General features: G+C 74.0%; 21 protein-coding genes. 9 read left to right on the top strand and 12 right to left on the bottom strand.

Annotated features, from left to right (window positions below):
• Positions 1 to 64: 64 nt before the first annotated feature.
• Together BCL65_RS01305 and BCL65_RS01300 are read right to left on the bottom strand one after the other, a co-directional pair.
• Positions 65 to 904, bottom strand: a complete 840-nt coding sequence (locus BCL65_RS01305) for an ABC transporter permease (protein WP_106264455.1) — start codon at positions 902 to 904, stop codon at positions 65 to 67.
• A complete protein-coding gene (locus tag BCL65_RS01300) occupies positions 901 to 1,914 on the bottom strand; it encodes an ABC transporter ATP-binding protein (protein WP_106264453.1) in 1,014 nt (337 codons plus the stop codon). The genes BCL65_RS01305 and BCL65_RS01300 overlap by 4 nt, the downstream gene beginning before the upstream one ends.
• A 91-nt stretch (positions 1,915 to 2,005) precedes the next feature.
• Between BCL65_RS01300 and BCL65_RS01295 the strand changes: the two genes are divergently transcribed.
• Entirely contained in the window at positions 2,006 to 2,758 is a 753-nt protein-coding gene (locus tag BCL65_RS01295; protein ID WP_106264452.1) for a TetR/AcrR family transcriptional regulator, read from the top strand.
• A gap of 48 nt (positions 2,759 to 2,806) precedes the next feature.
• Positions 2,807 to 3,094 carry an HPr family phosphocarrier protein gene (locus BCL65_RS01290; RefSeq protein WP_106264450.1) on the top strand — a complete coding sequence of 96 codons (288 nt, stop codon included), beginning with the start codon at positions 2,807 to 2,809 and terminating at the stop codon, positions 3,092 to 3,094.
• Here the strand turns inward: BCL65_RS01290 and ptsP are convergent.
• The gene (ptsP, locus tag BCL65_RS01285; protein WP_106265135.1) at positions 3,075 to 4,748 is read right to left on the bottom strand and encodes a phosphoenolpyruvate--protein phosphotransferase; all 1,674 of its coding nucleotides are present in this window, start codon (positions 4,746 to 4,748) and stop codon (positions 3,075 to 3,077) included. The two genes, BCL65_RS01290 and ptsP, sit on opposite strands and share 20 nt — an antisense overlap.
• Positions 4,749 to 4,878: 130 nt before the next feature.
• Between ptsP and BCL65_RS01280 the strand changes: the two genes are divergently transcribed.
• Together BCL65_RS01280 and BCL65_RS01275 are read left to right on the top strand one after the other, a co-directional pair.
• Positions 4,879 to 5,340 (top strand): PTS sugar transporter subunit IIA, encoded by a 462-nt coding sequence (locus tag BCL65_RS01280; RefSeq protein WP_106264448.1) that lies wholly within the window; start codon positions 4,879 to 4,881, stop codon positions 5,338 to 5,340.
• Between the two features lie 7 nt (positions 5,341 to 5,347).
• Positions 5,348 to 6,067 (top strand): GntR family transcriptional regulator, encoded by a 720-nt coding sequence (locus tag BCL65_RS01275; RefSeq protein ID WP_165799928.1) that lies wholly within the window; start codon positions 5,348 to 5,350, stop codon positions 6,065 to 6,067.
• A 20-nt stretch (positions 6,068 to 6,087) separates the two neighbouring features.
• Here BCL65_RS01275 and BCL65_RS01270 read toward each other — a convergent pair whose 3' ends face one another.
• Positions 6,088 to 7,164: a hypothetical protein gene (locus BCL65_RS01270; RefSeq protein WP_181340691.1), complete on the bottom strand. Its 1,077-nt coding sequence runs from the start codon at positions 7,162 to 7,164 to the stop codon at positions 6,088 to 6,090.
• Between the two features lie 129 nt (positions 7,165 to 7,293).
• Here BCL65_RS01270 and BCL65_RS01265 point away from each other — a divergent pair, with 129 nt between their 5' ends.
• Positions 7,294 to 7,518 carry a hypothetical protein gene (locus tag BCL65_RS01265; RefSeq protein WP_106264444.1) on the top strand — a complete coding sequence of 75 codons (225 nt, stop codon included), beginning with the start codon at positions 7,294 to 7,296 and terminating at the stop codon, positions 7,516 to 7,518.
• A gap of 1 nt (position 7,519) precedes the next feature.
• On the opposite strand, the gene BCL65_RS01260 is transcribed toward BCL65_RS01265, so the two are convergent.
• Positions 7,520 to 9,895 (bottom strand): YhgE/Pip domain-containing protein, encoded by a 2,376-nt coding sequence (locus tag BCL65_RS01260; RefSeq protein WP_106264442.1) that lies wholly within the window; start codon positions 9,893 to 9,895, stop codon positions 7,520 to 7,522.
• Positions 9,892 to 12,816, bottom strand: a complete 2,925-nt coding sequence (locus BCL65_RS01255) for an MMPL family transporter (protein WP_106264440.1) — start codon at positions 12,814 to 12,816, stop codon at positions 9,892 to 9,894. Before BCL65_RS01255 ends, BCL65_RS01260 begins: the two co-directional genes overlap by 4 nt.
• Positions 12,817 to 12,958: 142 nt before the next feature.
• Between BCL65_RS01255 and BCL65_RS18090 the strand changes: the two genes are divergently transcribed.
• A complete protein-coding gene (locus BCL65_RS18090; protein ID WP_207767665.1) occupies positions 12,959 to 13,633 on the top strand; it encodes a TetR/AcrR family transcriptional regulator in 675 nt (224 codons plus the stop codon).
• Here BCL65_RS18090 and BCL65_RS01245 read toward each other — a convergent pair.
• The 3 genes from BCL65_RS01245 to BCL65_RS01235 are packed head-to-tail and all read right to left on the bottom strand — an operon-like array spanning position 13,626 to position 16,866.
• Entirely contained in the window at positions 13,626 to 14,501 is an 876-nt protein-coding gene (locus BCL65_RS01245) for a carbohydrate ABC transporter permease (protein ID WP_106264439.1), read from the bottom strand. The genes BCL65_RS18090 and BCL65_RS01245 overlap by 8 nt on opposite strands.
• On the bottom strand, positions 14,498 to 15,454 hold the full coding sequence (locus BCL65_RS01240; protein WP_106264437.1) for a carbohydrate ABC transporter permease: 957 nt from the start codon (positions 15,452 to 15,454) through the stop codon (positions 14,498 to 14,500). The genes BCL65_RS01245 and BCL65_RS01240 overlap by 4 nt, the downstream gene beginning before the upstream one ends.
• Entirely contained in the window at positions 15,454 to 16,866 is a 1,413-nt protein-coding gene (locus tag BCL65_RS01235) for an ABC transporter substrate-binding protein (RefSeq protein WP_106264435.1), read from the bottom strand. The genes BCL65_RS01240 and BCL65_RS01235 overlap by 1 nt, the downstream gene beginning before the upstream one ends.
• 155 nt (positions 16,867 to 17,021) lie before the next feature.
• Here BCL65_RS01235 and BCL65_RS01230 point away from each other — a divergent pair, with 155 nt between their 5' ends.
• Positions 17,022 to 17,987, top strand: coding sequence for a sugar-binding transcriptional regulator (locus BCL65_RS01230; RefSeq protein WP_106264433.1), 966 nt, complete (start codon positions 17,022 to 17,024; stop codon positions 17,985 to 17,987).
• On the top strand, positions 17,974 to 19,107 hold the full coding sequence (locus tag BCL65_RS01225) for a protein kinase family protein (RefSeq protein ID WP_207767664.1): 1,134 nt from the start codon (positions 17,974 to 17,976) through the stop codon (positions 19,105 to 19,107). Before BCL65_RS01230 ends, BCL65_RS01225 begins: the two co-directional genes overlap by 14 nt.
• Here the strand turns inward: BCL65_RS01225 and BCL65_RS01220 are convergent.
• Positions 19,038 to 20,528 carry a mannitol dehydrogenase family protein gene (locus tag BCL65_RS01220; RefSeq protein ID WP_106264432.1) on the bottom strand — a complete coding sequence of 497 codons (1,491 nt, stop codon included), beginning with the start codon at positions 20,526 to 20,528 and terminating at the stop codon, positions 19,038 to 19,040. The genes BCL65_RS01225 and BCL65_RS01220 overlap by 70 nt on opposite strands.
• Positions 20,529 to 20,704: 176 nt before the next feature.
• The gene (locus tag BCL65_RS01215) at positions 20,705 to 22,840 is read right to left on the bottom strand and encodes a S9 family peptidase (RefSeq protein WP_106264430.1); all 2,136 of its coding nucleotides are present in this window, start codon (positions 22,838 to 22,840) and stop codon (positions 20,705 to 20,707) included.
• 219 nt (positions 22,841 to 23,059) lie between these two features.
• On the opposite strand from BCL65_RS01215, the gene BCL65_RS01210 reads away from it, so the two are divergent.
• Positions 23,060 to 24,232, top strand: a complete 1,173-nt coding sequence (locus tag BCL65_RS01210; protein ID WP_106264428.1) for an FAD-dependent oxidoreductase — start codon at positions 23,060 to 23,062, stop codon at positions 24,230 to 24,232.
• 42 nt (positions 24,233 to 24,274) lie between these two features.
• On the opposite strand, the gene BCL65_RS01205 is transcribed toward BCL65_RS01210, so the two are convergent.
• Complete coding sequence (locus BCL65_RS01205) at positions 24,275 to 26,305, bottom strand: cytochrome c oxidase assembly protein (RefSeq protein ID WP_106264426.1); 2,031 nt, start codon at positions 26,303 to 26,305, stop codon at positions 24,275 to 24,277.
• Between the last annotated feature and the right edge of the window lie 58 nt (positions 26,306 to 26,363).

Genomic DNA, 26,363 nt, shown 5'->3' with positions numbered 1-26,363 from the left:
CCAGCATCGGTATAAATAACGCATACCGGGCCAGATTTCCCGCCCACAACCCCAAAGGGGAGGCTCAGGTGGCGTGGCGGGTGGTGCGGATCCCGACGAACAGACCGCCCGCGCACGTCACCGCGGCCGCGAGCACGCCCCACAGCACCACGGGGTCGGTGACGTTCCCGGCGAACAGCGCCCGCTCGGCGTCGACGATGTAGGTCAGCGGGTTGAAGCGCGCCGCGACCTGCATCCAGCCCGGGCCGGCCTCGAGCGGCAGCATCATCCCGGAGAGGATCAGCAGCGGGAAGATCAGCGCCTGCTGCACGCCCCAGAACAGCCACTCGCGGTTCTTCGCGGCCAGGCCCAGCGCGTAGGACAACGCCCCGACGCCGACGCCGAACACGCCGAGCAGCACCAGCGCGGCCACCGCGTGCAGCGGGTTGAACCGGAACCCGAAGGGCAGGCACAGCACCGCGATCAGCAGTCCTTGAACCACCAGCGGGGCGAACTCCTTGAGCGCGCGCCCCACCAGGATCGCCGACCGGTCGAGCGGGGTCGCGAGCACCCGCTCGTAGGACCCGGTCATCAGCTCGTACAGCAGGTTCGACCCGGTCATCGAGGTGCCGAACAGCGAGATCATGACGATCACGCCCGGCACGAACCACTGCAAGGTGTCCGCCGTGGACATCCCGGTGCCGCCGAACGTCCCGGTCAGCAGCGGGGCGAACAGCCCCAGGAACACCAGCGGCTGCAGCAGCGAGAAGATCAGCGTGAACGGGTCGCGCAGCATGAGCAGGATCTCGCGGACGAACACCGCGCGGGTGTCCGCCACGAACTTGCCCGGCCCCGTCCGCACCACGATGCGGGCCTCCTCGTGCACCGCCTCGGTCCGGGTGCTCGTGTCCTCGTGCGTGGTCATGCCGCCACCGCCTGGGTCGTCGCTTCCTCGCGCAGGCTGCGGCCGGTGAGGTTGAGGAACACGTCGTCGAGGCTGGCCTGCCGGGCGGCCGCCGACGTGGTGGTCAGGCCGGCGAGCCGCAGGGCCTCGATGGCCTCGGGCAGGCGGTCGGCCCCGTGCGTGGTGGCCACCCGGACCCGCAGGCCGCCGTCCGCGGCCGGGGTGCCGCCGTCGGGCACGGTGACCTCGCCGGGGTGCGGGGCGTCCGGGCCGACGACGGTCCCGAGCGCCGCCCGGACGGCCTCGGCCGAGTCGCCGCGCACGGTGAGCGCGAGGACGTCGTCCGCGTGCTCGCGCTTGAGGGCCTCGGGCGAGGCGTCGGCGATGATCTGGCCGTGGTCGATGACGACGACGCGCTCGGCCATGTCGTCCGCCTCGTCCAGGTAGTGCGTGGTGAGCACGATGGTCATGCCGTACCGCTCGCGCATCGCGACGATGTGCTCCCACAGGTTGGCGCGCGCGTGCGGGTCGAGGCCGGTGCTGGGTTCGTCGAGGAACAGCAGCGGCGGGTGGTTCATGAGGCCGAGCGCGACGTCGAGGCGCCGCCGCTGCCCGCCGGAGAGCGACTGGACGGTCCGCTTCTCGAGCCCGCCCAGCTCGAGGGCCTCGACGAGGTCGGAGGCCCGCCGCTTGTACTCGGCCGGTGCGAGCCCGTAGAAGCGGCCCTGGTTGTGCAGCTCGTCGCGCACCTGGTAGCTGAAGCCGCCGCCGTTGCCCTGGCCGATGAAGCCGAGGCGGGCGCGCACCTGCGCGGGGTGGGTGCCGACGTCGTACCCGGCCACCGTGGCGGTGCCGGCCGTGGGCTGCAGCAGGGAGGTGAGCATGCGCAGCGTCGTGGACTTGCCGGCCCCGTTGGGCCCGAGGAAGGCGACGAGCTCGCCCTCCGCGACGTCGATGTCCACTCCTCTGACCGCCTCGACGGTGTCCTTGCCCCGCGTGAAGGTCTTGGTGAGACCTCTCGCTCGGATCATCACGACCCGCCTCTCGTACGTTGTACCGGAATGCTCGGTCGAGTTGAGCATACACTGTACGAGAATAGTGAGGAACCCCGACAGAGGAACCATGACGAGCAGCCTGCCGACGTCCGTGCCCACCGACGGCGAGCGCCGCCTCGCCCTGCTGTGGGACCCGCCGCAGCCCTCCGGCCGCGGCCGCAAGGCCCGCCTCAGCCTCGACGAGGTCGTCGACGCCGGGACCACCGTCGTGCGCGACGCCGGCCTCGAGGGCCTGTCCATGCGCAAGGTCGCCGCGCACCTCGGGGTCGGCGCCATGACCCTCTACACCTACGTCCCCGGCCGCACCGAGCTGGTCGACCTCATGATCGACCGCGCCTTCGCCGAGCTCGACCTCCCCGGTGCCGACCAGCCGTGGCGCGCCGCCATGTCCCGGTACGCCCGCGAGCACCGCGACCTCTACCTGCGCCACCCGTGGATCCTGCAGACCAACATGTGGCGGCTCCCGCTGGCGCCCCACGTGCTCGACGCGGAGGAGGCCGGGCTGCGGGTGCTCGTCGGCGCCGGCCTGCCCGCCACCCAGGTGGTCGAGGTCATCGGGCTCGTGGACACGTACGTGCGCGGCGTGGCGCGCGCCAGCATCGCCGAGCAGTCCGAGGGCTCGGAGTCCGGGCTGAGCAACGACGACTACTGGGACTCCATGTCGACGTTCTGGGGCACCTACTTCGACCCCGAGAGGTACCCCACGATGACCCAGGTCTGGGAGGCCGGCGGCTTCGACGCGGGGCACGCGTCCTTCGACGCGACCCTCGACCGCCTGCTCGACGGCATCGAGCTCGCGATCGACCGCGCGGCGGCCTGACGGCTGCTCCCACCGGCGCGCGCCGGAAGCATCCGCCATGATGTCGACATGGAACGCCACGCCGTGGTCGCGATCCCCGAGGGACTGCACGCCCGCCCCGCCGCGCAGTTCGCCCGGCTCGCCGCCGCCCAGCCCGTCCCCGTGCGCATCTCCCGGGACGGGAACCCTCCCGTCGACGCCGCGAGCATCCTCGCGATCATGACGCTCGGGGCCGACGCCGGCACCGACGTCACGCTGCAGGTCGACGTGCCCGACGACGCGGCCGAGGCCGACCTGGACCGCGCCCGGGACGCGCTCGACGCCCTCGAGGAGTTCCTCACAGACCCAGGTCGGTGAGCACCGGCCGGATCGCGTCCCGCACCGCGTTGCGGGCCGCGACGGGGTCGTGCTCGGCCAGCGCGACGCGGGCCAGCTCGTGGCACTCGTCCAGGGTCACGTGGGCGAGCACCGCCGCCACGTCCGCGAGCGCGCGCGGGGTCATCGACAACGAGCGCACTCCGAGGCCGACGAGCACCGGGGCCAGCGTGGCGTCCGCGGCGGCCTCGCCGCACACCCCGACGGGCCGGTCGTGGACGGCGGCCCCCTCGCACGACAGCCGGACGAGCTCCAGCACCGCGGGCTGCCACGGCGTCGAGAGCGCAGCCAGCTCGCCCAGCATGCGGTCCGCGGCCATCGTGTACTGGATGAGGTCGTTGGTGCCGAGGCTCCCGAACGCGGCCCGGGCGAAGATGTCCGCCGACCGTAGCGCCGCGGCGGGCACCTCGATCATCACGCCCGCGGTGTGCAGGCCGTGCCGGGTGCAGGCCGTCACGAACTCCGCGGCCTCGGCCGCCGTGGCGACCATCGGCGCCATCACCCAGACCTCGGCGTTCTCCGCCTCGGCGGCCGTGGCGACGGCCTGGAGCTGGCGGTCCAGCACCCCGGGGTGGGGCGCCGCCGTGCGCAGGCCCCGCACGCCGAGCGCGGGGTTGGGTTCGCCGTCGGACGTGACGAACGGCAGCGGCTTGTCGGCGCCCGCGTCGAGCGTGCGCACCACGACCTTGCGCCCGGGGAACGCGGCGAGGACGCGCCGGTAGGCGGCGACCTGCTCCTCGACCGACGGCTCCGAGCTGCGCCCCAGGAAGCAGAACTCAGTGCGGAACAGGCCGACGCCCTCGGCCGCGGCCTCGATCGCCGCCTGCGCCCCGGCGGGGTCGGCGACGTTGGCGAGCAGCTCCACGCGGGTGCCGTCGGCGGTGCGCCCGCGACCGTCGAAGGCCCGCCGCGTGGTCTCGCGCTGCTGCGCGGCCGCCACCGTCTCCGGAGCCGGGTCGAGGACGACGACGCCGGCACCCCCGTCCAGGAGCACCGTCTCGCCGTCGCGGATCCGCTCCGCTCCCCTGACCGCGACCACGGCGGGGATGCCGAGCGCGCGGGCCAGGATGGCGGTGTGCGACGTCGGCCCCCCGCCGGCGGTGACGACGCCGAGGACGACGGCGGGGTCGAGCGTCGCGGTGTCCGCCGGCGCGAGGTCGTCGGCCACCAGCACGAACGGGTGGTCGGGCCGCGGGACGCCCGGTGGCCGCACACCGATGAGCTCGGCGACGATCCGGTCGCGGACGTCCCGGACGTCCCGGGCACGCTCGGACAGCGGCGGACCGAGCTTCTCGAGCTGCTTGACCAGCGCCCGGGCCGCGTCCCAGACCGCCCGCTCCGGGGTGAGGTGGTCGGCCCGGACGAGCCGCTCCGCATCGGCCGCCAGCGACGGGTCGGCCGCGATCGCGGCCGTCACCGACAGCAGGTCCGCGGCCGTCCCGGTGACCTGACCGGCGCGCTCGGTGAGGTCGTCGCGCACCGCGGCGGCCGCCGCCGTGAGGTGCTGGACGGCCGCCTCGACGTCGGCGCTCGCGAGCCGGGTCGTCCGGGGCTCCGGCACCGGGTCGGGCATCGTGACGGCGGGGCCCGCGGCGCGTCCGGGGCTGACCGGCGCACCGGTGAGAGTCGTGCTCATCGACATTGACCTCCGTACGCCCTGGACGGCATCGTTCGACACGCAAGCAGGACCGTTGGCTCGCACAGTGGTCGATGCGGCACCCTGTGTCAATATCCGGCACGCCGCAGGCCCTCACGCCAGGAGAACCATGACCCTGCTCGTCCGCTCCCCCGTCGCCGGGACGGTCGTCCCCGTCGCCGACGTGCCCGACCCCGTGTTCGCCGAGGGGATGGTCGGCCCCGGGACCGCCGTCGAGCCCGGCGCGTCCGGCCACCGGGTCCTCGCACCGCTGGACGGTCGCCTGGTGAAGCTGCACCCGCACGCCTGCGTCGTCCAGGCGGCCGGCGGTCAGGCGGTGCTCGTCCACCTCGGGATCGACACCGTCCGGCTCGGCGGCGAGGGGTTCACGCTGCACGTCGGCGAGGGCGACCTCGTCCGCGCCGGCGACCTGCTCGTGGAGTGGGACCCGGCCGCGGTCCGGGCCGGCGGCCTGTCCGCGGTGTGCCCGGTGGTCCTGCTGGAGGCGCCGGTCGAGGACGTCCGGCTGACCGCCCTGCCCGGCACCGAGGTCTCGGCCGGGGACCCGCTGCTCGAGCTGGGTGACCGGTGAGCCGCGGGTGACGCAGAAGTACGTCGCCGTCCGCGCCCACCTGGCGGACCTGGTGGCACGCGAGCTGACCGTGGGCGACGCCGTTCCCTCCGAGCGGGCGCTGACCCGGCAGCTCGGCGTCTCCCGCACCACGGTGCGCCAGGCGATCGACGCCCTCGTCATCGAGGGCGTCCTCGAGCGTGCGCAGGGCCGCGGCACGTTCGTCGCTCCCCCGCGGGCCGACTTCGAGATGCGGCTGACGACGTTCGGCGAGGAGGTGCGCCGCCGCGGCATGACCCCGGCCTCCCAGGTGCTGCGGGCGCACACCACGCCGTGCCCCGCGGCGGTCGCCGAGCTGCTCGCCCTCACCGTCGGCGAGCCCGCCCACCGGGTGCTGCGGGTCCGCACGGCGGACGCGGAGCCCTGGGCGGTCGAGGACGCCTGGATCCCGGCTCACCTGGCGCCCGATCTCCTGGACGACGGAGTGCCCGAGTCCCTCGACCAGGCGCTGCGCGACCGGGGCCACGTGCCCACCGGTGGCGAGGAGACGATCAGCGCGGCCGACGCGACGGACTCCGAGCGGCGCCTGCTGGCCATGACCACCGCGCACGCCGTGATGCGGATCGAGCGGCGCACGTACGCCGCTGACGTGCCGCTCATCCACTCACGGTTCTCCTACCGGGGTGACCGGTACAGCGTGTTCGTCCCGCTGGGAGAGGCCCGCTCACCGGTCCCCCGGTGGGCGTGACCCGAGGGTGCCCCGCACGATCAGCGCAGCCGGACCCCCAGCGCGCCGAGCACCGCGTCGACGGGGTTGACGTAGGTGAGCCCCGCGCCGTCCGGGCCGCCGGTCTCGGAGCCGGCGAAGAGCAGGCCGAGGGCGACGCCGTCCGCCCGGTACACCAGCGAGCCCGAGTCGCCGCCGCGCGAGAACGGCCCGGGTCCCGTGGACTCGACCTCGATCTGGCCGTCGAACGCGAGCACGCCCAGCTCCGGGCCGTAGCCGACCAGCACGTCGTCCATCTCGATCGCGGACACCCGCCCGTGGGTGTGGCCCGTGGTGCGCCCGATCTTCTCGACCTCGTCGCCCGGGACGGCCTCCGCCGTCGTCGTCACGCGGCCCACCGGGTAGTCGAGGTCCACCTGCGGGTCGTCCAGCAGCGCGAGGGCCGCGTCGACCGACGCCCGCTCACCGCGAGCGAGCGGCACGACGGCGGCGATCGTGCCCACCCGGTCCGCGGGGTCCGTGCCGCCGTCCGCGGGGCCGGGCTGCAGCACACCGTCCCCGGGGACTCCGTCCAGCACGTGCCGGTTGGACAGCGCGTACAGCGCGTCGGCGCCGCCCGGCAGCTCCGGGACGCCGGGGCCGGAGCGGGCGGGGTCGGCCACGACGAACCCGCCGAGCGTCCCCGCCGTGACGTCGACGTGCGCGATCGACACCCCGGGGCGCAGCGGCCGGACGCGGTCCGTCTCGCCCTCGGCGAGCGCCGTGGCGACCGGCGGCTGGCGCTCGAGCACGTCGGCCCGGACGCTGCCCCGCCGTCCGGGCCCCAGGCGCCGGATGCGCCCCGTACGGCGCACGTCCACCGCGGAGCCGGCCTCCGCCACGACCTTGCGGACGACGGCGCGCGCCGCCGGCACGCCCAGGCGGTAGCGGATCGCGATCTCGTAGCCGCCCGCCGCCGTCGACGGGGCGATCCCGATGGCCAGCGTGGGGGCGCGGACGGCGTCGGCCGGGGTGCGGTCGGCCAGCTGCGGACTCGCGACCGCTCCGTAGCGTTCGGCCAGGTCACGGGCGTAGGCGGTCAGCTGCGCCTTGGTCTCGCGAGCGTGCGTCAGGTCCATGGTGGGAGTCTGGCGGACCGTGCCGCACGGCGCGCGTCCGGCACGCCGGGAGCACTGACGCGGAAGCGCTTCGAAGAAATGTGACGCAACCCACGTCATGAAGTCGAAGGTTCACCCTCTCACCAGGTGATGACACATCCGACGCCCGACGACGTCCACTCCGCGGTCCACTGGGCGCTGAGCCACGACCTGGCGGCGCTGCTCGCCTACCGGCAGGTGGGCCACCTCGACCGTTCGGCACGCTGGCAGGCCGACGCCGCGCTCGTCGCGCGGTGGCAGGACGCCACCCGGACCGGTCTCCGCGACGCCGGCCCGCGGGGGCTCGTCGCCGAGCTCCCGCGGGCGCACTGCTGAGTCAGGCCCGCAGCAGGGTGGCGACGCGGGTGCGGCGCGCCCGGGCCGCCGCCCCGACGCCGAGCCCGAGGCCCACCAGACCCCACAGCACCACCGCGGTCACCGCCCCGCCGAGGCCGCCGACCTCCGGCACCACCGCGGCAGCGAGCGCGTCGCGCGCCGCCCCGGTCGGCAGCGCGTCGGCCACCGAGACGAGCACGGCCGGCACGGTCGCCACGACGCCGGTGCCGATCATCAGCACCGCGATCAGCAGGCTGATCCCCCGGCCGACGTTCCCCAGCCACGCGAGGAACCCCAGGTGGACGGCCACGAAGCTGACCGAGACCAGCGCCCCGAGCAGGATGGTGCCGACCCACCCGACCGGCGAGAGCCCCTCCACCCCGGCGAGCACGGCGCCGACGGCGGCACCCGTCCCGGCACCGACGGCCGCGGGCACGGCCAGCGTGCCCAGCGTGAGCCGCAGCGCGGACCGCGTCGACCCGAGGGCGCGGGCCGCGACGGGCGGGAGGACCGTCATCAGCCCCAGCGCTCCGAGCCACAGCGCGACGACGGCGAACAGCGGTCCGGTCGCCCCGGTCGTGAGGTCGTCGACACCCGGTGCCGCGACCGGGTCGGCCACGACCGACGCCAGATTCTCCCGGTCGCTGTCGCTGTAGGTGGGGATGCCGTCGGCCGTCTGCTGGAGGCCGTCAGCGAGGTCGTCGGCGCCCCCGGCGACCTGGTCCACGCCGTCGGCCAGGCCGGAGGCGCCGTCGGCGAGGCCGTCGGTACCCGTCGCGAGCTCGGACGCCCCGGACCCGAGCTGCCCGACGCCGTCGGCCAGGCCGGAGGCACCGCTCGAGATCCCGGAGGCTCCGGTGGCGAGCTGCCCGACGCCGTCGGCCAGTCCCGAGGCACCGCTCGAGATCCCGGAGGCTCCGGTGGCGAGCTGCCCGGCGCCGGTGGCGAGCTCGTCGGCGCCGTCGGCGACGCCGGAGGCACCCGCCGCCACCTGGCGGTTGCCGTCGGCCAGCTCGTCCAGCCCGTCGGCCAGCTCGGCGTTGCCGTCCGCGATACCCCGCGTGCCCACGGCGACCTCCTCGGCGCCCTGCGCGAGCTGCGAGGTGCCCTCAGCCAGCCCGGTGAGCTGGCCGCGAGCGTCCACGATCGCCGTCGACGCCGCGTTGAACTCGTCGACGAAGTCCTCGGACGCGCCCGCGAGCGCAGCCTGCGCGTCGGCGACCCGCTCGCAGGCGGCCGGGTCCGGCACCTCGGCGCCGTCGCACCCGAGCGCGGTCGACGCCTCGTCGAGCGCCGTCTCCACGGTGGCGCTGCTGCCCTCGAGCCTTGCCTCGACCTCGCCCAGCCCTGCCTCGATCTCCTCCGTGCCGGGAAGGTCGTCGTTCACGGCGCCGACCTGGTCGGCGAGCCGTCCCACACCGTCGGCGACCTGGTCCGCACCGTCCGCCAACGCGTAGCCACCGTCGGCGAGGTCGTCGGCGCCGCGGGCACTCTCGGTGATCCCGCCCGTGATCCCCTTCGCGCCGGCAGCCACCTGCCCGGCGCCGTCCGCCAGCTGGGACGCCCCCTGCGAGAGCCCGGTCGCGCCGGCGACCACCTGCCCGGCGCCGCCCGCGAGCTCGGACGCGCCCGCCGCCGCCTGGTCCGCACCACCGGCCAGCTCGCCGGCACCACCGGCGAGCTGCGAGGCACCCGAGGAGGCGTCGGTCGCCCCGTCCGCGAGCTGCGCGGCACCGTCGGAGAGCTGCCCGGCCCCGTCGGAGAGCTCGTCCGCACCGTCCGCCGCGTCCCCGGCGCCCGAGGCGAGCTGGTCGGCGCCGTCCGCGGCCTGGCCGATGCCGTCGGAGAGCTGGTCGAACCCGATGAGGACGTTGTCCACATAGGTCTCGGTGAGCGTGGACCCCATCACCGTGGTCGCGGTCGTGGCCACGATCCTGGCCAGCGCGTCGTCGACCACCCGACCGCCCGGCGGCGTGCTGATGTCGATGGTGGCCTGCCGCGCGTCGGCGGCGTCGTCCCCGCCGAACGACGTCGCCGCAGCGGAGAACTCCTCCGGGATCGTCACCACGGCCGCGTACGTGCCGTCGGCGAGCCCCTCGGTGGCGTGCTCGGCGTCGGTGACCGTCCAGTCGTAGTTGACGTCGGACCCTTCCGCGTCGTCGGTGCCGCCCTCGACCAGACCGGCCGCGAGCTGGCGCCCGAGCGGCGCCGTCTGGCCGTCCACCTCGACGGGCTCGTCGTTGTTGACGATGGCGGCCGGCACCGTGTCGAGCCGGTCCATCGGGTTCCACAGGGCGGCCAGCAGGATGCCGAGCACCAGGACGGGCAGGAGCGCGACCAGCACGATCGCCCAGGGGTTCTGCTTGACGCGGTTCATGCCCGCACCTCCTCGGTGGTGTCGTCCGTCTCGGCGGCCTCGGGCTCGCCCTGGCCGTCCGGCCCGGCGCCGTCCTCGGCCTCGTGCCCCGGTGCGTGCCGGGGTTCGTGCCGGGGCACGGGTGGTGGTTCCTCCCCGCCCTGCAGGGTCGCCGGAGCGCCCCAGCCGACGCCGACGTCGAGGACCGGCGTCGGCCCCGGCAGCAGGTCGGTCGCGACGACCCCGGTGGCGCCCACCAGGAGCGTCACCCCGGCGGCGTGCGCGCGGGACAGCGTCGTGGCGAGCGCTTCGCGCGCCGGTCGGTCGGCGACGACGTCGGTGCGGTCGACCACCACGACGGTGGCGCCCTGGCGCACCGCGGCCGTCACGGCAGCGGCCGGATCGCCGTCCTCCGCCACGGCGTCGACCACGGCGACGCGCGAGCGCACCGACGACGCCCGTTCGGGCAGGACCAGACCGGTGACCTTCGCGACGCCGGCGTCCGGGCGGATCCGTCCGGCGACGGCCAGGAGGAACGCGTTGACCGGGGCCGCGGCGTCGCCGTGCACGGCGAGCGTGCCGCCGTCGGGCACCCGGACGCTGACCGGGCCGACGAGCGGCGGCTCGCCCAGGCCGGGACCGCGGGGGCCGCTCACCTCGAGGTCGCGCACGACGACGGCGTCGACCCCGCCGTCCGGGCGCGCGCCGGGCCAGGACGCGAGCCGCAGCTCCTTCGCCAGCCCCTCGCCCTCGACGTCGAACGTCGGCAGCGCGCGGTCCAACCAGCGCGGCATCCACCAGGCCTTGTCGCCGAGCAGCGCGAGGACCGCCGGGACGAGGACCATCCGCACGACGAACGCGTCGACGGCGACGCCGACGGCGAGCCCGAGCGCGATGGGTTTGAGCGTCATGTCGCCCTCGGGCACGAACGCCACGAAGACCCCGAACATGATGATCGCCGCCGCCGTGACGACCTTCGCCGACCCCTGGAAGCCGGTGAGGATCGCCTGACGTGCGCGGCCGCCGTTGTGCACGTAGTCCTCCCGGATGCGCGAGACCAGGAAGACCTCGTAGTCCATCGCGAGGCCGAACAGCACGCCCATGAGGATGATCGGCATGAAGCTGATCACCGGACCCAGCTTGGTGACGTTCAGCGCCTCGGCGAACAGGCCCTCCTCGAAGACGAGCGTGACGGCGCCGAACGCCGCCCCGACGCTGAGCAGGTAGCCGAGGGTCGCCTTGACGGGGACCCAGACGGACCGGAACACCATGGTCAGCAGCAGCAGCGAGAGCCCCACCACCACGAGCCCGAACGGCACCAGGGCGTCACCGAGCTTGTCCGAGACGTCGATGCCCACGGCGGTCGCGCCGGTGACGGCCAGGTCGACGCCGTACTCGTCGAGGAACTGGTCGTGCAGGCCGCGGATCTCCTCGACGAGGGCCTTCGTCTCCTCCGAGTCCGGCGCGCCCTCGGGCACCACCTGGATGATGCCGGTGTCCGCCGTCTGGTTCGGCGTGGACAGCGGGACGCTCGCGACCCCCGGCAGGTCCTCGATCTCCGCGGCGAGGTCGTCCATGAGCCCGACCGGGTCCGTGCTGGTGATGATCGACCCCGTCACGATGAGGGGCCCGTTGAAGCCGGGGCCGAAGTACTCGCTGACCAGGTCGTACGTCTGCCGTGCCGAGTTGTCCTCGGGCAGGTACCCGGCGTCGGGCAGCGCGAGACGGAGGTTCGCCGCGGGCAGGGTGAGGGCGCCCAGCGCGACCACGACGATCGCGATCGTCGCGATCGGCACCTTGGTGACGCCCCGCACCCAGCCGGCGAAGAACCGGTTGTGGTGGGCGGCGCCGTCGGGCGCAGCGTCCGCACCGCGGTCCGCCCGGCGCGACGCACGGCGGGAGGTGCGGCGCTTCGTCGCGCGGGGACGGAGCCGGTCGCCGGCGATGGCGAGCAGCGCAGGCAGCAGGGTCAGGGAGACCAGGACGGCCACGCCGACGGCGGCCGCCGCGGCGATGCCCATGACGCTGAGGAAGGGGATGCCCGCGACGCCCAGGCCGACCAGGGCGATCATCACCGTCAGGCCGGCGAAGATCACCGCGGACCCGGCCGTCGCCGTCGCCCGGGCGACGGACTCACGCACGTCGATCCCGTCCCGGAGCTGTTCCTGGTGCCGGGAGACGATGAACAGGGCGTAGTCGATGCCGACGGCGAGACCGAGCATGAGCCCGAGCATCGGCGTCGTGGAGTTGATCGGCCCGAACACCGTGGCCGCCAGGAGCAGCAGCATCGACACGCCGACGCCGAGCAGCGCGTTGACCAGGGGCAGGCCGGCGGCCACCAGCGACCCGAGCGTGAACAGCAGCACGATCAGGGCGACGACGACGCCGATGACCTCGATGATGCTCAGGTGCGGCAGCTCGTTCGCGTAGAGCTGCCCGCCCAGGGACGCCTGCGCACCGTCCGGCAGCGCGGCGGCGAGATCGTCGGTGATCTCGCCGAGCTCGTCCTTCGTCGCGTCGCTGATGGCGAACGCGTCGCCGTCGAGCTGGACCGTCACGATGGTCGCGGCCTCGTCGTCGCTGACCGGGGACGGGGCCTGCTCGTCGTAGGGGGTCGCGACGGCGGCGACCTCGTCGAGGTCACCGATGCGGTCGGCGGCGTCCTCGACGGGGCCGCGGACGTCGTCGTCCTCGATGGTGCCGCCGTCGGGAGCGACGACGACCACCTGGGCCGAGGTGCCGCTCACCTCTGGGAACGTCGCCGAGAGCTGGTCGAGCGCCTCCTGCGACTCGGTGCCCGGGATCGTGATCGAGTTGTCGAAGCCCTGGAAGACCAGGCCCCCGGCCGCACCGGTGATCACGAGGATGCCGAGCCAGCCGATGACGACGAGGCGACGGGCGCCCACGGCCCAACGACCGAGCTGGTAGAGGACGGAGGACACAGAGGCTCCCGGGTGCGACGGAGGGTCAGGGCCCCGCTGGTTCGAGCGGGCCGATACAGCACTGTATCCGATACAGGAATGTATCCGATACAGCCCTGCATTGACTAGAGTGGGTCAACCGCCCGACCGAGGAGGCCACCCTGTGAGGACCACGGAGCACGTCACCAGCGTGCGTTCCCCGCGCCGTACGCGCACCCGGGAGCGTCTGCTCGACGCGGCGCTCGACGTGTTCGCCGAGGTCGGGATGCAGGCGACGTCCATCGAGGCGGTCTGCGAGGCGGCCGGGTTCACGCGTGGCGCGTTCTACTCCAACTTCGCGTCGAAGGAGGAGCTGTTCCTCGCGCTCATGCAGCGCGACGCGACGCGCCAGCTCGGCGCGCTCGAGCAGGCCGTCGAGACCATCGACGCCGGCAGCCTCGGCACCCCGGAGGGCTTCCGTGCGGCACTGGGGACCGTCATGGCGGCCGTGCGCCCCGACGGCAGCGCACGCCGGCAGTGGTGCCTCGTGGCCGCCGAGTTCGAGCTCCTCGCCCTGCGCGACGCCGCCGTCGCCGAGCTGTACCTCACCGAGCACCGGCGCATCCGGGCCGAGGTCGGCGCCGTGCTCGACCGCATCCTCGAGGGCCTCGGGCTCCGGTTCGTCGTCGACATGCCCACCGCCGTCGACCTGCTCATGTCCGCCGAGGACGCCGCCGGGCGGGCGGACCTGCTCGAACGGCCGGCCGCCGGCGCGGGTGAGCCCGCACCGCCGACCCGCCGCCTCGAGGCCCTCGTGGACCTGCTCCTCGCTCCGCGGGAGGATCCGCCCGCTACTTGATGGCGCCCATCGACAGGCCGCGCACGAGCTGCTTCTGGGCGATCCACCCGGCCAGGATCACCGGCAGGGACGCGAGCAGCGCGGCCGCGCAGAGCCGGGCCAGGAACAGGCCCTCGCTCGTCATCGTGGACACGATGAACAACGGCACGGTGGCCGCCTGCGACGCCGTGAGGTTGAGAGCGAAGAAGAACTCGTTCCACGCGAAGATCACGCAGATGAGCGCCGTCGCGGCGATCCCCGGCGCGACCATCGGCAGCAGGACGGAGCGCATGGTCCGCAGCAGCCCGGCCCCGTCGACCGACGCCGCCTCGAGCACCTCGGCGGGCACCTCCTGGAGGAACGAGCGCATCATCCACACGGCGATCGGCAGGTTCATCGCCGTGTAGAGCACGACCAGGGTCCAGATGTTGTCCAGGACCTTCAGCTGGCCCGCGATGACGTAGATCGGGACGATGACGGCCACGACCGGCAGCATCTTCGTCGAGATGAAGAAGAACAGCACGTCGCCGACCTTCTCCACCGGCCGGATCGACAGGGCGTAGGCGGCCGGGATCCCGAGCAGCAGCACGAGCAGCGTGGAGAAGCCGGTCGCGATGAGGGAGTTCGCCACGTAGGTGCCCGACTCGCCGACGACGGCACGGAACTGGTCGAGCGTGGGCTCGAAGAAGAACGTGGGCGGGTTGGAGGACGCCTGACTCTCCTGCTTGAAGGCCGTCATCGCCATCCAGGCGACGGGGAAGAAGAACCCGAGGGCGAGGATCCACGTGAGGGCCGTCAGGAGCGTGCCCGCGGTCCGGGGGCGTCGCCGCCGTGCACCGCCGGGCGCGGCGGGCCGCGAGGACGTCGGGGCCGGTGCGGTGGTGGTCATGAGCGCTCCTTGACGTCGAAGCTGCGGAAGATGAGACGCAGCGCGGCCATCGCGACGAAGATCGTGGCGATCACGACGACCACGCCCATCGCGGCGGCCTGACCCACGTCGAAGCCGAGGAACGCGCGCTGGTAGATGTAGAAGGGCAGGTTGGCGCTCGCCGTGCCGGGCCCGCCCGCCGTCATGAGGTAGATCTGGTCGAACGTGTTGACCACGTAGATGATCCCGAGCAGCACGCCCAGCTCCACGTAGCGGCGCAGGTGCGGCATCGTGATCCACGTGAACGTGCGCCACGGGCCTGCGCCGTCGACCGACGCCGCCTCGATGACGTCCTTCGGCTGCGCCTGCAGGCCGGCGAGGACGAGCAGCATCATGAACGGCGTCCACTGCCACACGAGCGCCATGAGGATCGCGACGATCGGGTACGTCGACGTCCAGTCGACCGGGTCGATCCCGACGAGGCCCAGCGTCCAGTTGAACAGGCCGTACGTCGGGTTGAGCATCGCCATCGACCACAGCACCGAGCTCGCGACGGGCATGATGAGGAACGGGGTGATGAGCAGCGTCCGGGCCACCCCCCGCCCGCGGAAGGGCCGGTCGAGGAGCAGCGCGAGCACGATGCCCAGGGCCATCGCGACCAGCACGCACCCCAGCGTGATGACGACCGAGTTCACCGCCGCCCCGCGGAACGTCGAGTCACCGACGATGTCCCCGTAGTTGGCGAAGCCGACGAACAGGTCGGAGTCGGGTCGCAGCAGGTTGCGCGAGTGCAGCGAGTACCAGATCGTCACGAGGAACGGGATCTGCGTGACGACGATCGTGAAGAGCAGTGCCGGCAGCAGCGGCCCGCGCCGGCGCCAGCGCTCGGCGCGACTCGTCTGGTGCTCCGCGCGCGCGGCGCGCTGTTCCTGCGCGCGGCGGGCGCTCGCCGCCTGGGAGGTGAGCGTGGTCATCAGGAGCCTCCGTCGGTGGTGGCTGCGGCGTCGGCCTCGTCCCGGTAGGTCTCGGCGACGGTCTCGGCGTAGGACTGGGACTGCTCGAGCGCCTCGGCGACCGTCTTCTGCCCGGCGATCGCGGCCGACATCTGCTGACCCACGCGGGTCCCCAGGTCCTGGAACTCGGGGATGCCGACGAACTGGATGCCCGGGTACGGCACCGGCTCGGTCATCGTGTTCTCCTGCGTCGCCTCGCCCATCGCCGTCAGCGTGGCCTCGGCGTAGGCCTCGGAGACCTCGGCGTACTCGGGGATCTCGTACGTGGACAACCGGCTGCCCGGCGGCACCCGCTCCCAGGACAGCTCCTCACCGACGAGCTCGATGTAGTCCTGGTCGGTCATCCAGGAGACGAAGTCCCAGGCGGCGTCCTTGTGCTCGCTCGTCGAGGGGATCGCCAGCGACCAGGAGTAGAGCCACCCCGCGGCGTCCGTCTCGCTGACCGGCGCCGGGACGTAGCCGACGTCGCCGGCGACGTTGGACGACGCCGGGTCCTCGACGCTGGAGACCATCGAGGTCGCGTCGTACCACATGGCGGCGTTGCCCTGGGCGAACCGGGTGAGGCAGTCACCGAACCCGGAGGTCGCCGCGCCGGGCTGGCCGTACTGCTGGACGGTCTCGACGTAGGTCTCGGCGGCGGCCCGGACCTCCGGGCTGTCGAGCCGCGCGTTCCAGTCCTCGTCGAACCAGCGGCCGCCGAAGGTGTTGATCACGGTGCCCATCGGGGCCATGACCTCGCCCCAGCCGGCCAACCCGCGCAGGCAGACCCCGGAGAAGTCCTGGGCCGGGTCGTGGAGCTCGGCGGCGAGGTCGCGGACGTCGTCCCAGGTGGGCCGCTCGGGCATCTCCAGACCCCGCTCGTCGAAGATGTCCTGGCGGTAGGCCAGGAACGACGACTCCCCGTAGAACGGCACCGAGTACAGGTCGCCGTCCACCGAGAGGGCCTCCCGCACGCTCGGCACGAAGTCGTCGGGCTCGTACCCCTCGGTGGCGTCGGCGTACGGCTGGAGGTTCTCGATCCAGCCGTTCTCCGCCCACATGGGGGTCTCGTAGTTGGAGATCATCACGACGTCGAACTCGCCGCCGCCCGTCGCGACGGAGGCGGTGATCTTGGCCCGCGCCTCGTTCTCGGGAAGGCTGACGAACTGGACGTCGACGCCGGGGTGCTCGGCGCGGAAGTGGTCCTGCAGCGAGATGGCGTCCTGCATCTGCGGGTTGGAGACGATCGCGACGACGATCTGCTCCCCGTCGCCGCCGACGGCACCGGCACCGGCGCACCCCGCGAGACCGAGAGTGAGGGCTGCCGCACCGGCGAGGAGCCGTGGTGCCCTGCGTCGATCCGGTCGGCGCCGTGCGCCGGATGGTTGGAACATCGTTGTCCTCACGTCGAGTCGTCCGCTCAGATGAGAGCAGCAGTGCTGCTCATCTGAACCGACCATAGTTCGATATGCTCACGTGAGCAAGGCCATCCGCTCAAACTTTCGCGCAGCGTTGCCGGAGACCAGCGTCGCCGGGGAGACGAGGACCAGTGACCGACGCCGAGCACACGCGCCTCCTCGTGGAGGTGAGCACGGACTACTACCTCGACGGGCTGTCGAAGGTCGAGATCGCGAAGAACCGCGGCATCTCGCGGTTCCAGGTGGCCCGGCTGCTCACCGAGGCCCGCGACGCCGGCATCGTGCGTATCGAGATCGCCGCACCGGCCCACCTCGACGCGGGACGGGCCCGGCGCCTCGCGGAGCGGCTCGGCGCCCAGGAGGTCGTCATCGTCCCGGGCGCCGACGACCGGGACACGACGCGTGAGGCGCTCGCCCGCGAGCTCGCGCGAGTCATGGCGGCCCGGGTCAGCTCCGGTGCGACCGTCGGCGTCTCGTGGTCCCGGACCATCGAGGCGGCGGTCCGCACCCTCGGCACCCTGCCGCCCTGCGACGTCGTCCAGCTCGTCGGCGCGCTGCCCGTGCACGGCAGCGGGAACTCGCTCGAGCTCATCCAGCGCTTCACCACCATGGCCGGCGTGCGCACCTGGCCCGTCTGGTCCCCTCTCCTCGTCGGCGACCCCGCGACGGCGCGCGGCATGCGGCAGCAGCCGGAGATCGCCGCCGCGCTCGACCGGGCCGACGCCCTCGACCTCGCCGTCGTGTCGATCGGCAGCTGGAACGCCACGGGCTCCACCGTCTACCCGCAGGTCACCGAGGCCGAGCGGCGCGCCGCCACCGAGGCCGGCGCCGTCGGCGAGTGCTCCGGCCGGCTCTTCGACACCCGGGGGCGCGCGGTGGTCACGCCGCTCGACGCCCGCGTCGTGGGCGTCACGCTCGACCAGCTCGTCCGCACGCCGGACGTGGTGGCGATCGGCTACGGCACCGAGGCGGCGGCCGGGCTGCGGGGCGCCGTCCTGGGCGGGATCGCCACGGTGCTCGTCATGGACGACGCCGCCGCGGTCGAGCTCGAGCACCTCCTGGCGGACCCGCCCGCCGGCATCCTTGACCACCTCTGACAGGACGCGGGTCGCTCGCCTCGCTGCCCACGCCGCCGTCGCCACCGCGCTGTCCCTGCACAGCGACCACCGGCTGCGCGAGCTCGTGGACGCCGCTCCGGCGATCGGGTCCGGGTTCGGTGGCACGACCCTGCGGCTGGACGTCGACGGCACCCCGGTGTTCGTCAAGCGGGTGCGGCTGACCGACCTCGAGCGGCGGCCGGAGAACGTCCGGTCCACGGCGAACGTGTTCGGGCTGCCGACCTTCTCCCACTACGGCATCGGCACGATCGGCGGGCCGGGGTGGGGCGCCTGGCGCGAGCTCGCCGTGCACACGATGACCACGGGCTGGGTGATCGCCGGGGACCACGAGGGCTTCCCGCTGATGCACCACTGGCGGGTGCTGCCGGACGCCGGCCACCCGCTGCCCGCGGAGCTGGCCGACGTGGAGCGAGCCGTCGCCTACTGGGGCGGCGGACCAGCGGTGCGCCGCCGGATCGAGGAGCTGCGGGACTCGTCCGCGAGCCTGCTGCTGTTCCTCGAGCACATCCCGCAGACCCTGCACGACTGGCTGAGCGCCCGGGTGGACGCCGGCGACGAGGTGGCCGAGGCGGCGTGCGCCTGGGTGGACGACGAGCTGCGGACCGCCGTCGGGTTCATGAACGCCCGCGGGCTGCTGCACCTCGACGCCCACTTCGAGAACATCCTCACCGACGGCCACCGGCTCTACGTCGCCGACTACGGCCTGGCCGTCTCGTCGCGCTTCGAGCTGGCGCCGGACGAGGCCACGTTCTTCGATGAGCACCAGACCTACGACCAGGACTACGCCGCGACGTACCTCGTGAACTGGCTGGCCGTCGCCCTGTACGGGTTCGCGCCGGAGGAACGCCGCGCGTTCGTGCGCTCCTGCGCCCCATGGTGTCGTCCCGGAGGGAGCTCCGACGGCGGTCGCGGCCATCCTCGCGCGCGACGCGCCGGTCGCCGCGGTGGTGGGCGACTTCCACCGCCGGTTCCGGCAGGAGAGCCGGGAGACGCCCTATCCGTACGAGGCTGCCCGGCAGGCGGCCCTCGTCAGCCTGCCAGCACCTCCACCGTCGCCCGGGCGCCGTCCCGGTGCAGCGACTCCAGCGCCGCGAGGTAGGCGGCCGTGAAGCGCTGGTCGTCCACGAGGTCGCCGAACAGCTCGCGGTCGCGCAGGAACGCCAGCGGGTCCTCGCTCTGCCGGGCGGCCGCCGCGCGGAGCCGGTCGGCGAGCCGGTCCACGATCTCGATCGGCTCGCCCTGCTCGTCGACGCCCTCGTCGTAGCGGGCCCACGCAGCGACGACGGCGGCCGCGCGGTGGATCTCCCCGCCGTCGGCCAGGTTCTCCCGCACCACCGGCAGCAACCACTTCGGGATCCGGTCCGAGGACTCGGCGCACAACCGGGCCAGCGTGTCCCGCACCGCGGGGTTCGCGAACCGCTCGACGAGCGTGCGCCGGTAGTCGTCGAGGTCGATGCCGGGGACCGGCTGCAGCGTGGGGGTGGCCTCGCGCTCCATGTAGTCGAGCAGGAACCGCACGAACGTCTCGTCGGCGCACACCTCGTGGGCGTACCGGTACCCGGTCAGGTAGCCGAGGTAGCACAGCGCCTGGTGGCTCGCGTTGAGCAGCCGCAGCTTCATCAGCTCGTAGGGCTCGACGTCGTCGACCACCTGGACGCCGACGTCCTCGAGCGGCGGACGCCCGTCGGCGAAGCGGTCCTCGAGCACCCACTGGCAGAACGGTTCGGCGACCACGGGCCAGGCGTCGTCGACCCCGAACTGCTCGGCGACCATGGCGCGGTCGTCGTCGGTGGTAACCGGCGTGATCCGATCGACCATCGAGTTGGGGAACGGCACGTGCTCCTCGATCCACGCACCGAGCTGCGGGTCCTTGAGCCGCGCGAAGGCACCGAACATCTTGTGCGCGACCTCGCCGTTGCCCTGGATGTTGTCGCAGCTCATCACGGTGAAGGGGGCGATCCCCCGGTCCCGGCGCCGGCGCAGGGCCTCGGTCACGAGGCCGAACGACGTCGCGGGCACGGCATCGGGTGCCAGGTCGGCCTGCACGGCCGGGTCGGACTCGTCGAACTCCCCGGTCACCGGGTGCACGTTGTAGCCGCCCTCGGTCACCGTCAGGGAGACGATGCGGATCTGCGGCGAGGCCATCTTCTCGATAACCGCCTCCGGGTCGTCCGGGGCGAGCAGGAAGTCCACGACCGACCCGATCACGCGGCCCTCGAGGGCACCGTCGGGGTGCTTGAGCACCAGGGTGTACAGGCCGTCCTGGGAGCGGAGCGCGTCGCGCATGCGCGCGTCGTGCGGCAGCACCCCGACGCCGCAGATGGCCCAGTCGAGCGCCTCGCCCCGGGCCATGAGCCGGTCGAGGTACATCGCCTGGTGCGCCCGGTGGAAGCCGCCGACCCCCAGATGGACGATCCCCGCGCGGAGCGCGGAGCGGTCGTATCCCGGCAGGGCCAGCCCGCCGGCGCCGCCCCCGGCGCTGCGCAGGGTGCCCAGGTTCTCGTCGCTGAGTGCGGTCATGGCGCGTCCTTGCTCCGTCGGGTCCAGGGACCCCAACGTAACAGATGAGCGATGGCGCTCGCCCAGATGAGCACCCACTCTGTTCGCCGAGTGTCGAGGTTCGGACCGCTATGACTCCCTATAGCGGTCCGAACCTCGACGTTCGGCATCCCGGCGGGGCGCCTCGGCGTGGGGCCTCAGCCGAGCGTGGTCGGCAGGACCCTGTCGCCCTCGCCCTCCGGCACGTCGAGCACGTGCTCGGCCAGGAACGCCAGCACGCCGGAGTACCAGACCTTCGCGTGCTGCGGCGTGAGCACCCAGTGGTTCTCGGTCGGGAAGTACAGGAACCGGTGCACCGTGGTCCCGTCGTCGGCGGCGGGCAGCCCGGAGTCGGCCAGGAGCTCGCGCCACAGCCGCAGCCCCTCGCCGATCGGCACCCGGTAGTCCTTGTCGCCGTGGACCACCAGCACCGGCGTGCGGATGTCACCGACGTACCGGTGCGGGCTGTGCGCCTCGGCCATCTCCGGCGTCATCTCGCGCGCCCAGTAGTAGGCGTGGTCCGTCGTCGGGCCGAACTGGTCGAGCGCCCACAGCGAGGCGTGGGTGACGATCGCGCGGAACCGATCCGTGTGCCCCGCCACCCAGTTCGCCATGTACCCGCCGAACGAGCCGCCCATCGCCGCGGTCCGCGAGGCGTCGATCTCGTCGAGCGCCTCGGCGGCGTCGGTGATCGCCAGCAGGTCGGTGTACGGCTTGTCGCCCCACGCGCCCCAGCCGCGCTGCACGAACTCCTGCCCGTACCCGGTGGACAGCGCCGGGTCCGGCAGCAGCACCGCGTACCCGCGGGCGACCATGATCCACGGGTTCCAGCGCCACGACCAGGCGTTCCACGAGTTCAGCGGCCCGCCGTGGATCCACAGCAGCAGCGGCGCCGGATCCGCGGCCGAGGCACCGGCCGGCAGCGCGAGCCAGGCCCGCACGCGCGAGCCGTCCTCCGCCGTCGTCTCCACCTCGGTGAGCGTGCCCGGCAGCTCCGGCGCCGGCGCGGGCGACGGGAGGACGACGGCGACCACCGGCTCGCGCTCCCCCGGTGCGCCGGACGCCACGAACGCCGCCAGGTCGACCCGGACGGGCTCCGACGGTGCCGCGTACGAGGTGCGCAGCGCGTAGGACGCCGAGCCGTCCGGTGCCACCTGGACGTCGGTGAACGTCGCGGCGTCCGCCGTGACCCGCTCGACCGTCACCGACCCCGCACCGGGGGCGCCGTCGAAGGTCAGCAGGAACACCGGGCCGCGGCCGTCCTCGTCCGCCGTGACCAGCAGGCCCGAGGAGTCGGGGAGCCACGCCAGCGACGTGGGCCAGCGGTCCCAGTCGTCGGCCAGGACCTGGGGCTCACCGCTGCCGTCCAGCGCCACCAGACCCGCCCGCACCACCGGCGACTCGGTCGGCGAGGTGATCGTCGAGGTCACGTAGGCCACCCAGCGCCCGTCCGGCGAGACCACGGGCGAGCCGACCTCGGCGTCGGGGTCGTCGACCAGGGTGCGCCGCTCCCCCGTGGCCGTGTCGACGGCGACCAGCGTCTCGCGCCGGGCGGCACCGGCGTCGTCCACCGTCCAGGAGGTCACGAGCGTCGCACCGTCGGGCGACAGCGCGGCTCCCGCCTCGTCGAGCTGGCGGCCGGCCCCGGTCAGCTGGCGCAGCTCGGCCTGCTCCCCCTCGGCGAGCCGGCCGAGCGACAGCGCGAACCGGCGGTCCGCGTCCGGGCCCAGGTCGTGGTCCCAGTGCCGCACCGGGTAGCCCGTGTGCCAGACGGCGTCCACCTTGAGGTCCTTGCGGGTCTTGCGCAGACCGGCGTCCTCGGCGAGGTCCGCCGCCGATGGCAGCACCGGCGCCGTCACCGACACGACGTCGGCGTCCCGCGCCGTGCAGATGCCGCCGAGGCCACCGGGAGCGGTCGCCACCACGCGTGCCTCGCCGCCCCCGGCGGGCAGGCTCCACAGCGCGGCGCGGGCGTCGTCGTCCGGCGTGCCGTCCGGGTCCGGGCGGGCCGAGGTGAACAGCAGGTCACCGGCGGCCGTGAACGCTGCGGAGGACTCGCCCTTGGCGCTGCGGGTGAGGCGCCGGGCCGGGCGCTCGCCGGCCGGGTCGACCTCCCACAGCGCCGAGACGAAGCCGGTGCGCCCCGGGTCGAGGCTCTGCACCGCGGTGACGAGCCGGGTGCCGTCGGGGCTGAGCACCAGCCCTCCGACGCGCCCGAGCGCGAGGTAGGAGTCGAGGTCGTGGAACGGGGTCTGGGGGTGCGGAGCGGCGTCCGCCGAGGTGTCCTGGGTCACGCAGACGGGTCTACCACAACTGCCCGGGACCGCCCGGCGGACGGGCCCACGGACGGCCCCGCGGAGGGCCCCGCGGAGGGCCTCGCGGAGGGCCGGCGGAGGGCCGGCGCGACCCTGCGGGAACGCCGGACCGAACCGCAGGTGAACACTGGCCGAACACCTTGTCCACAGGCCATCCCCGCCTTGAACGCCGGCCATGTGCTCAGGCAGATTCTGGACGTGAACCACGACAGCGCGCAGCCCCCGCTCCCTGCGAAGGTCGACCTCGCGGTCGTCGGAGCGGGTGCGGTCGGGCTCGCGCACGCCGTCGAGGCGCACGCGCGCGGGCTGTCGGTGCTCGTCGTCGACGCCGCCCGGCGACCGGTCGGCAGCGCCGCTCGGCGCGGTGGTCACCTCGCCATCACGACCCAGGACACCACCGCGCTCGCCTGCGCCCTGGCCTCCCGGGAACGCTGGCTGAAGCTCGGCCGCGAGGCGGGCTTCGGCGTCCGGGAGTGCGGCGCCGTCGTCGCCGCCGGGCACCCGGACGAGCTCGCCGTCCTGGACGACCTCGTCGCCGCGCGCGCCGGGGACGCCACGCTCCTGACGGGCCGCGAGGTCGCGGACCGCACGCCCGTGGCCGACGCCGTCGGAGGCGTGTTCCTGCCCCTCGACCTGCGGGTCGAGCCCGCGGCGGCGCTCGGCATCGTCGCGGACTGGCTCGGCGGGCGCCCCCAGGCGCACGTCGCCTGGTCGACCGCTGCCCAGACCTTCGACGCCGGCAGCGGCTGCACCCTCGTGCGGACCTCGCGCGGGGAGGTCGTCGCCAAGCGCGTCGTGGTCGCGGTCGGGCACGACGTCGGGCAGCTCTTCGGCGAGGTCGGCGACCGCCTCCTGCCCGTGCGTCGCCAGATGCTGCGGATCGCGCCCCCGCTGCCCGACGGCGGCCCACCGGCCGAGCGGCTCGCCACCGGTCCCGTGCTGGTCGGCGCGAGCACGCTCGTGCGCGACGGCGCCTACCTGCACAGCCGCGCGCTCGGCGAGGTCCGCGAGCGCCTGCGCACCCGGCACCCCGAGCTGCTCGCGGCCGAGATCCACCTGACGCTCACGGCGCAGCAGGACGGCTCCGTCGTCGTCGGCGACGGGCGGGCGCCCGCGGACGCGACGGGCCGCTCGGAGGACGTCGACGAGCTGCTGCTGCGCGAGACGGCGGCGCTGCTCGGCACCGGCCGGCCGACGGTCCGCAGCCGCTGGTCGGTCACGGAGATCGTCCGTGCCCCGGGGCCCGGCGCGGACGACCCGTTCGTCCTCACCGAGCCCATGCCGGGCGTGCGGACGGTGACGGTCGCGGACGGCCTGGCGACGACGACGGCGCTCGGCCTGGCGCCGCGGGTCCTCGACGGGCTGTTCTGACGGCCCGTCGGGCACGTGCCGGCGCGTCGGCCGGTCGGAGCGTCAGCGGCCGGCGGTCTCGTCCTGGTCGGCCATCCGCGCCAGCATGTCGTTGTAGGCGGTGAGCTCCGCGTCGCCGTCGCGCTCGGCCTGCCGGTCGCGACGCCGGGCCTCCCGCTCGTCCGACCGGGTCCACTGCACGGCGACGATGATCGCCAGCGCGAGCGTCGGCAGCTCACCGATGCCCCACGCGATGCCGCCGCCGCGCTGCTGGTCGGCGATGGCGCTCAGGCCCCAGTCGCGGCCCATGTTGCCGTACCAGTCCGCCACGAGCAGGGACGTCCCGGTGGTCAGCACCACGCCGAAGAACGCGTGGAACACCATCGTGGCGAACAGCAGCACGAGACGCATCGGGTAGCCGGGACGCTGCGGACCCGGGTCGATGCCGACGAGGGCGTTGGCAAAGAGGTACCCGACGATCGTGAAGTGCACGATCATCCACAGGTGCCCCAGGTGGTTCGTCAGGGCGAGCTCGAACAGGGGCGTGAAGTAGAACGCGATCATGCCGCCCGCGAAGAGCACGGCGGCGACCACCGGCTGCGCGAGGAAGGTGCCCACCCGGGAGTGGACCAGCGCCAGCACCCACTCCCGCGGCCCCCGCGAGCCGTCCTTGCGGGCCGGCACCGCGCGCAGCAGCAGCGTGACCGGGGCGGCGAGCACGAGCAGCAGCGGCACCAGCATCGCCAGGGTCATGTGCTGGACCATGTGGCCGCTGAAGATGACGTGCCCGTAGACGGTCGGGGCGCCGTTGGTGGTCCAGATCAGCACGAGCATCCCCGCGCACCACGTCAGCGTCCGCCCCAGGGGCCACCGGTCGCCGCGGCGCCGCAGCCGGACCACCCAGCGCAGGTAGACGACGATCCCGGCGACGCAGGCGAACGCGAGGATCGGCTCCACGGCCCACTCGGTGAGCCAGCGCGTCGCCGTCGGCTCCGGGGGCAGCGCGTAGCCGGTGAGCTGGTAGGCGGGCGAGGCGTCCGTGGGCACCTCGTCCGGCACCGGCGGCGCGGTGGACCCGAGCGCCACCGCCACCCCGGAGACCGCACCGATCACGAGGAGCTCGACGGCGAGGAGCTGCCAGAACAGCCGGCGCACCGCGGACGCCCCGCGCGCCAGCCGGCCGACGATCCAGGTGCGGTGCGCCCACCCGAGCACGCCCAGGGCAGCGGTCAGGACGATCTTCACGACCAGCAGGACGCCATAGCTCGTCGCGAGGTCGTCGAACCCCTCCATCCGGATCCACGCGTTGGCGACGCCGGACACCCCGACCGCGACCAGGCACCAGGCCGCGACGGGCGAGTACCGCGCGACGGCGGCGGTGGTGACGTCGTCGAACCGGCCGACGACGAGGACGGCCAGCGCCGCGAGCCCGCCGAGCCACAGCGCGGCGCCCATCAGGTGCAGCCACATCGCGCCGATCGCCAGGAAGTGGTCGGCCGCCCCGGCGGCGTGGCCGGTGGTGGACTGCAGCGTCAGCGCCGCGACGGGCAGCAGCGCCGTGCAGAGCGCACCCACCGGACCCCGCACGGCGAGCGCGACCCCTGAGGTCACCGCCGCGAGCGCGATGATGCCGAGGGAGATGCGGCCGAGCTCGACGTCGGTCACGAACTGCGTCAGGCCCTGCCCGAAGTTGCCCGCCGTGGGCGACAGAGCCGAGACCACGGCGTACTGCAGGACCAGCTCGACCACCGCGGCGACGGCCCACACCGCGGCGGCCCACCCCGCGACGTCGAGCAGGCGCGCCTGCGCCCGCCCGGGCGGCACGAGGCACGCCGCCGCGAACAGGCTGCCGAGCGTCACGGCCACGCCGAGCTCGGCCAGGACGGTGGCGAGGGGCGACCCCCAGCGGGCGACGGCCCCCGGGTCGGAGAACGTCCCGAGCGCCTCGAAGGCCCCGGACCAGGAGCCCGCGAGGAGCAGCGCGAGGATCGCGGCCACGACGGCGCCCGGCCCGGCGGCGATGATCCACCAGGGCCGGGCGGGCGCGGGCGCGGTGCCGCGCGGGCGCTGGCCGGCGGGAGCTGTGGAGGTCACCTCACCAGACTAGAGGGGCCCGCCGGCGCTCCCGGACGCCGGCGCTGTGAGACGCGAC

It is taken from the genome of Isoptericola halotolerans (assembly GCF_003003075.1).
Classification (GTDB): domain Bacteria; phylum Actinomycetota; class Actinomycetes; order Actinomycetales; family Cellulomonadaceae; genus Isoptericola; species Isoptericola halotolerans_A.
Note: the sequence above shows the minus strand (reverse complement) of the source record. Positions and strands in the feature narration are given on the sequence as shown.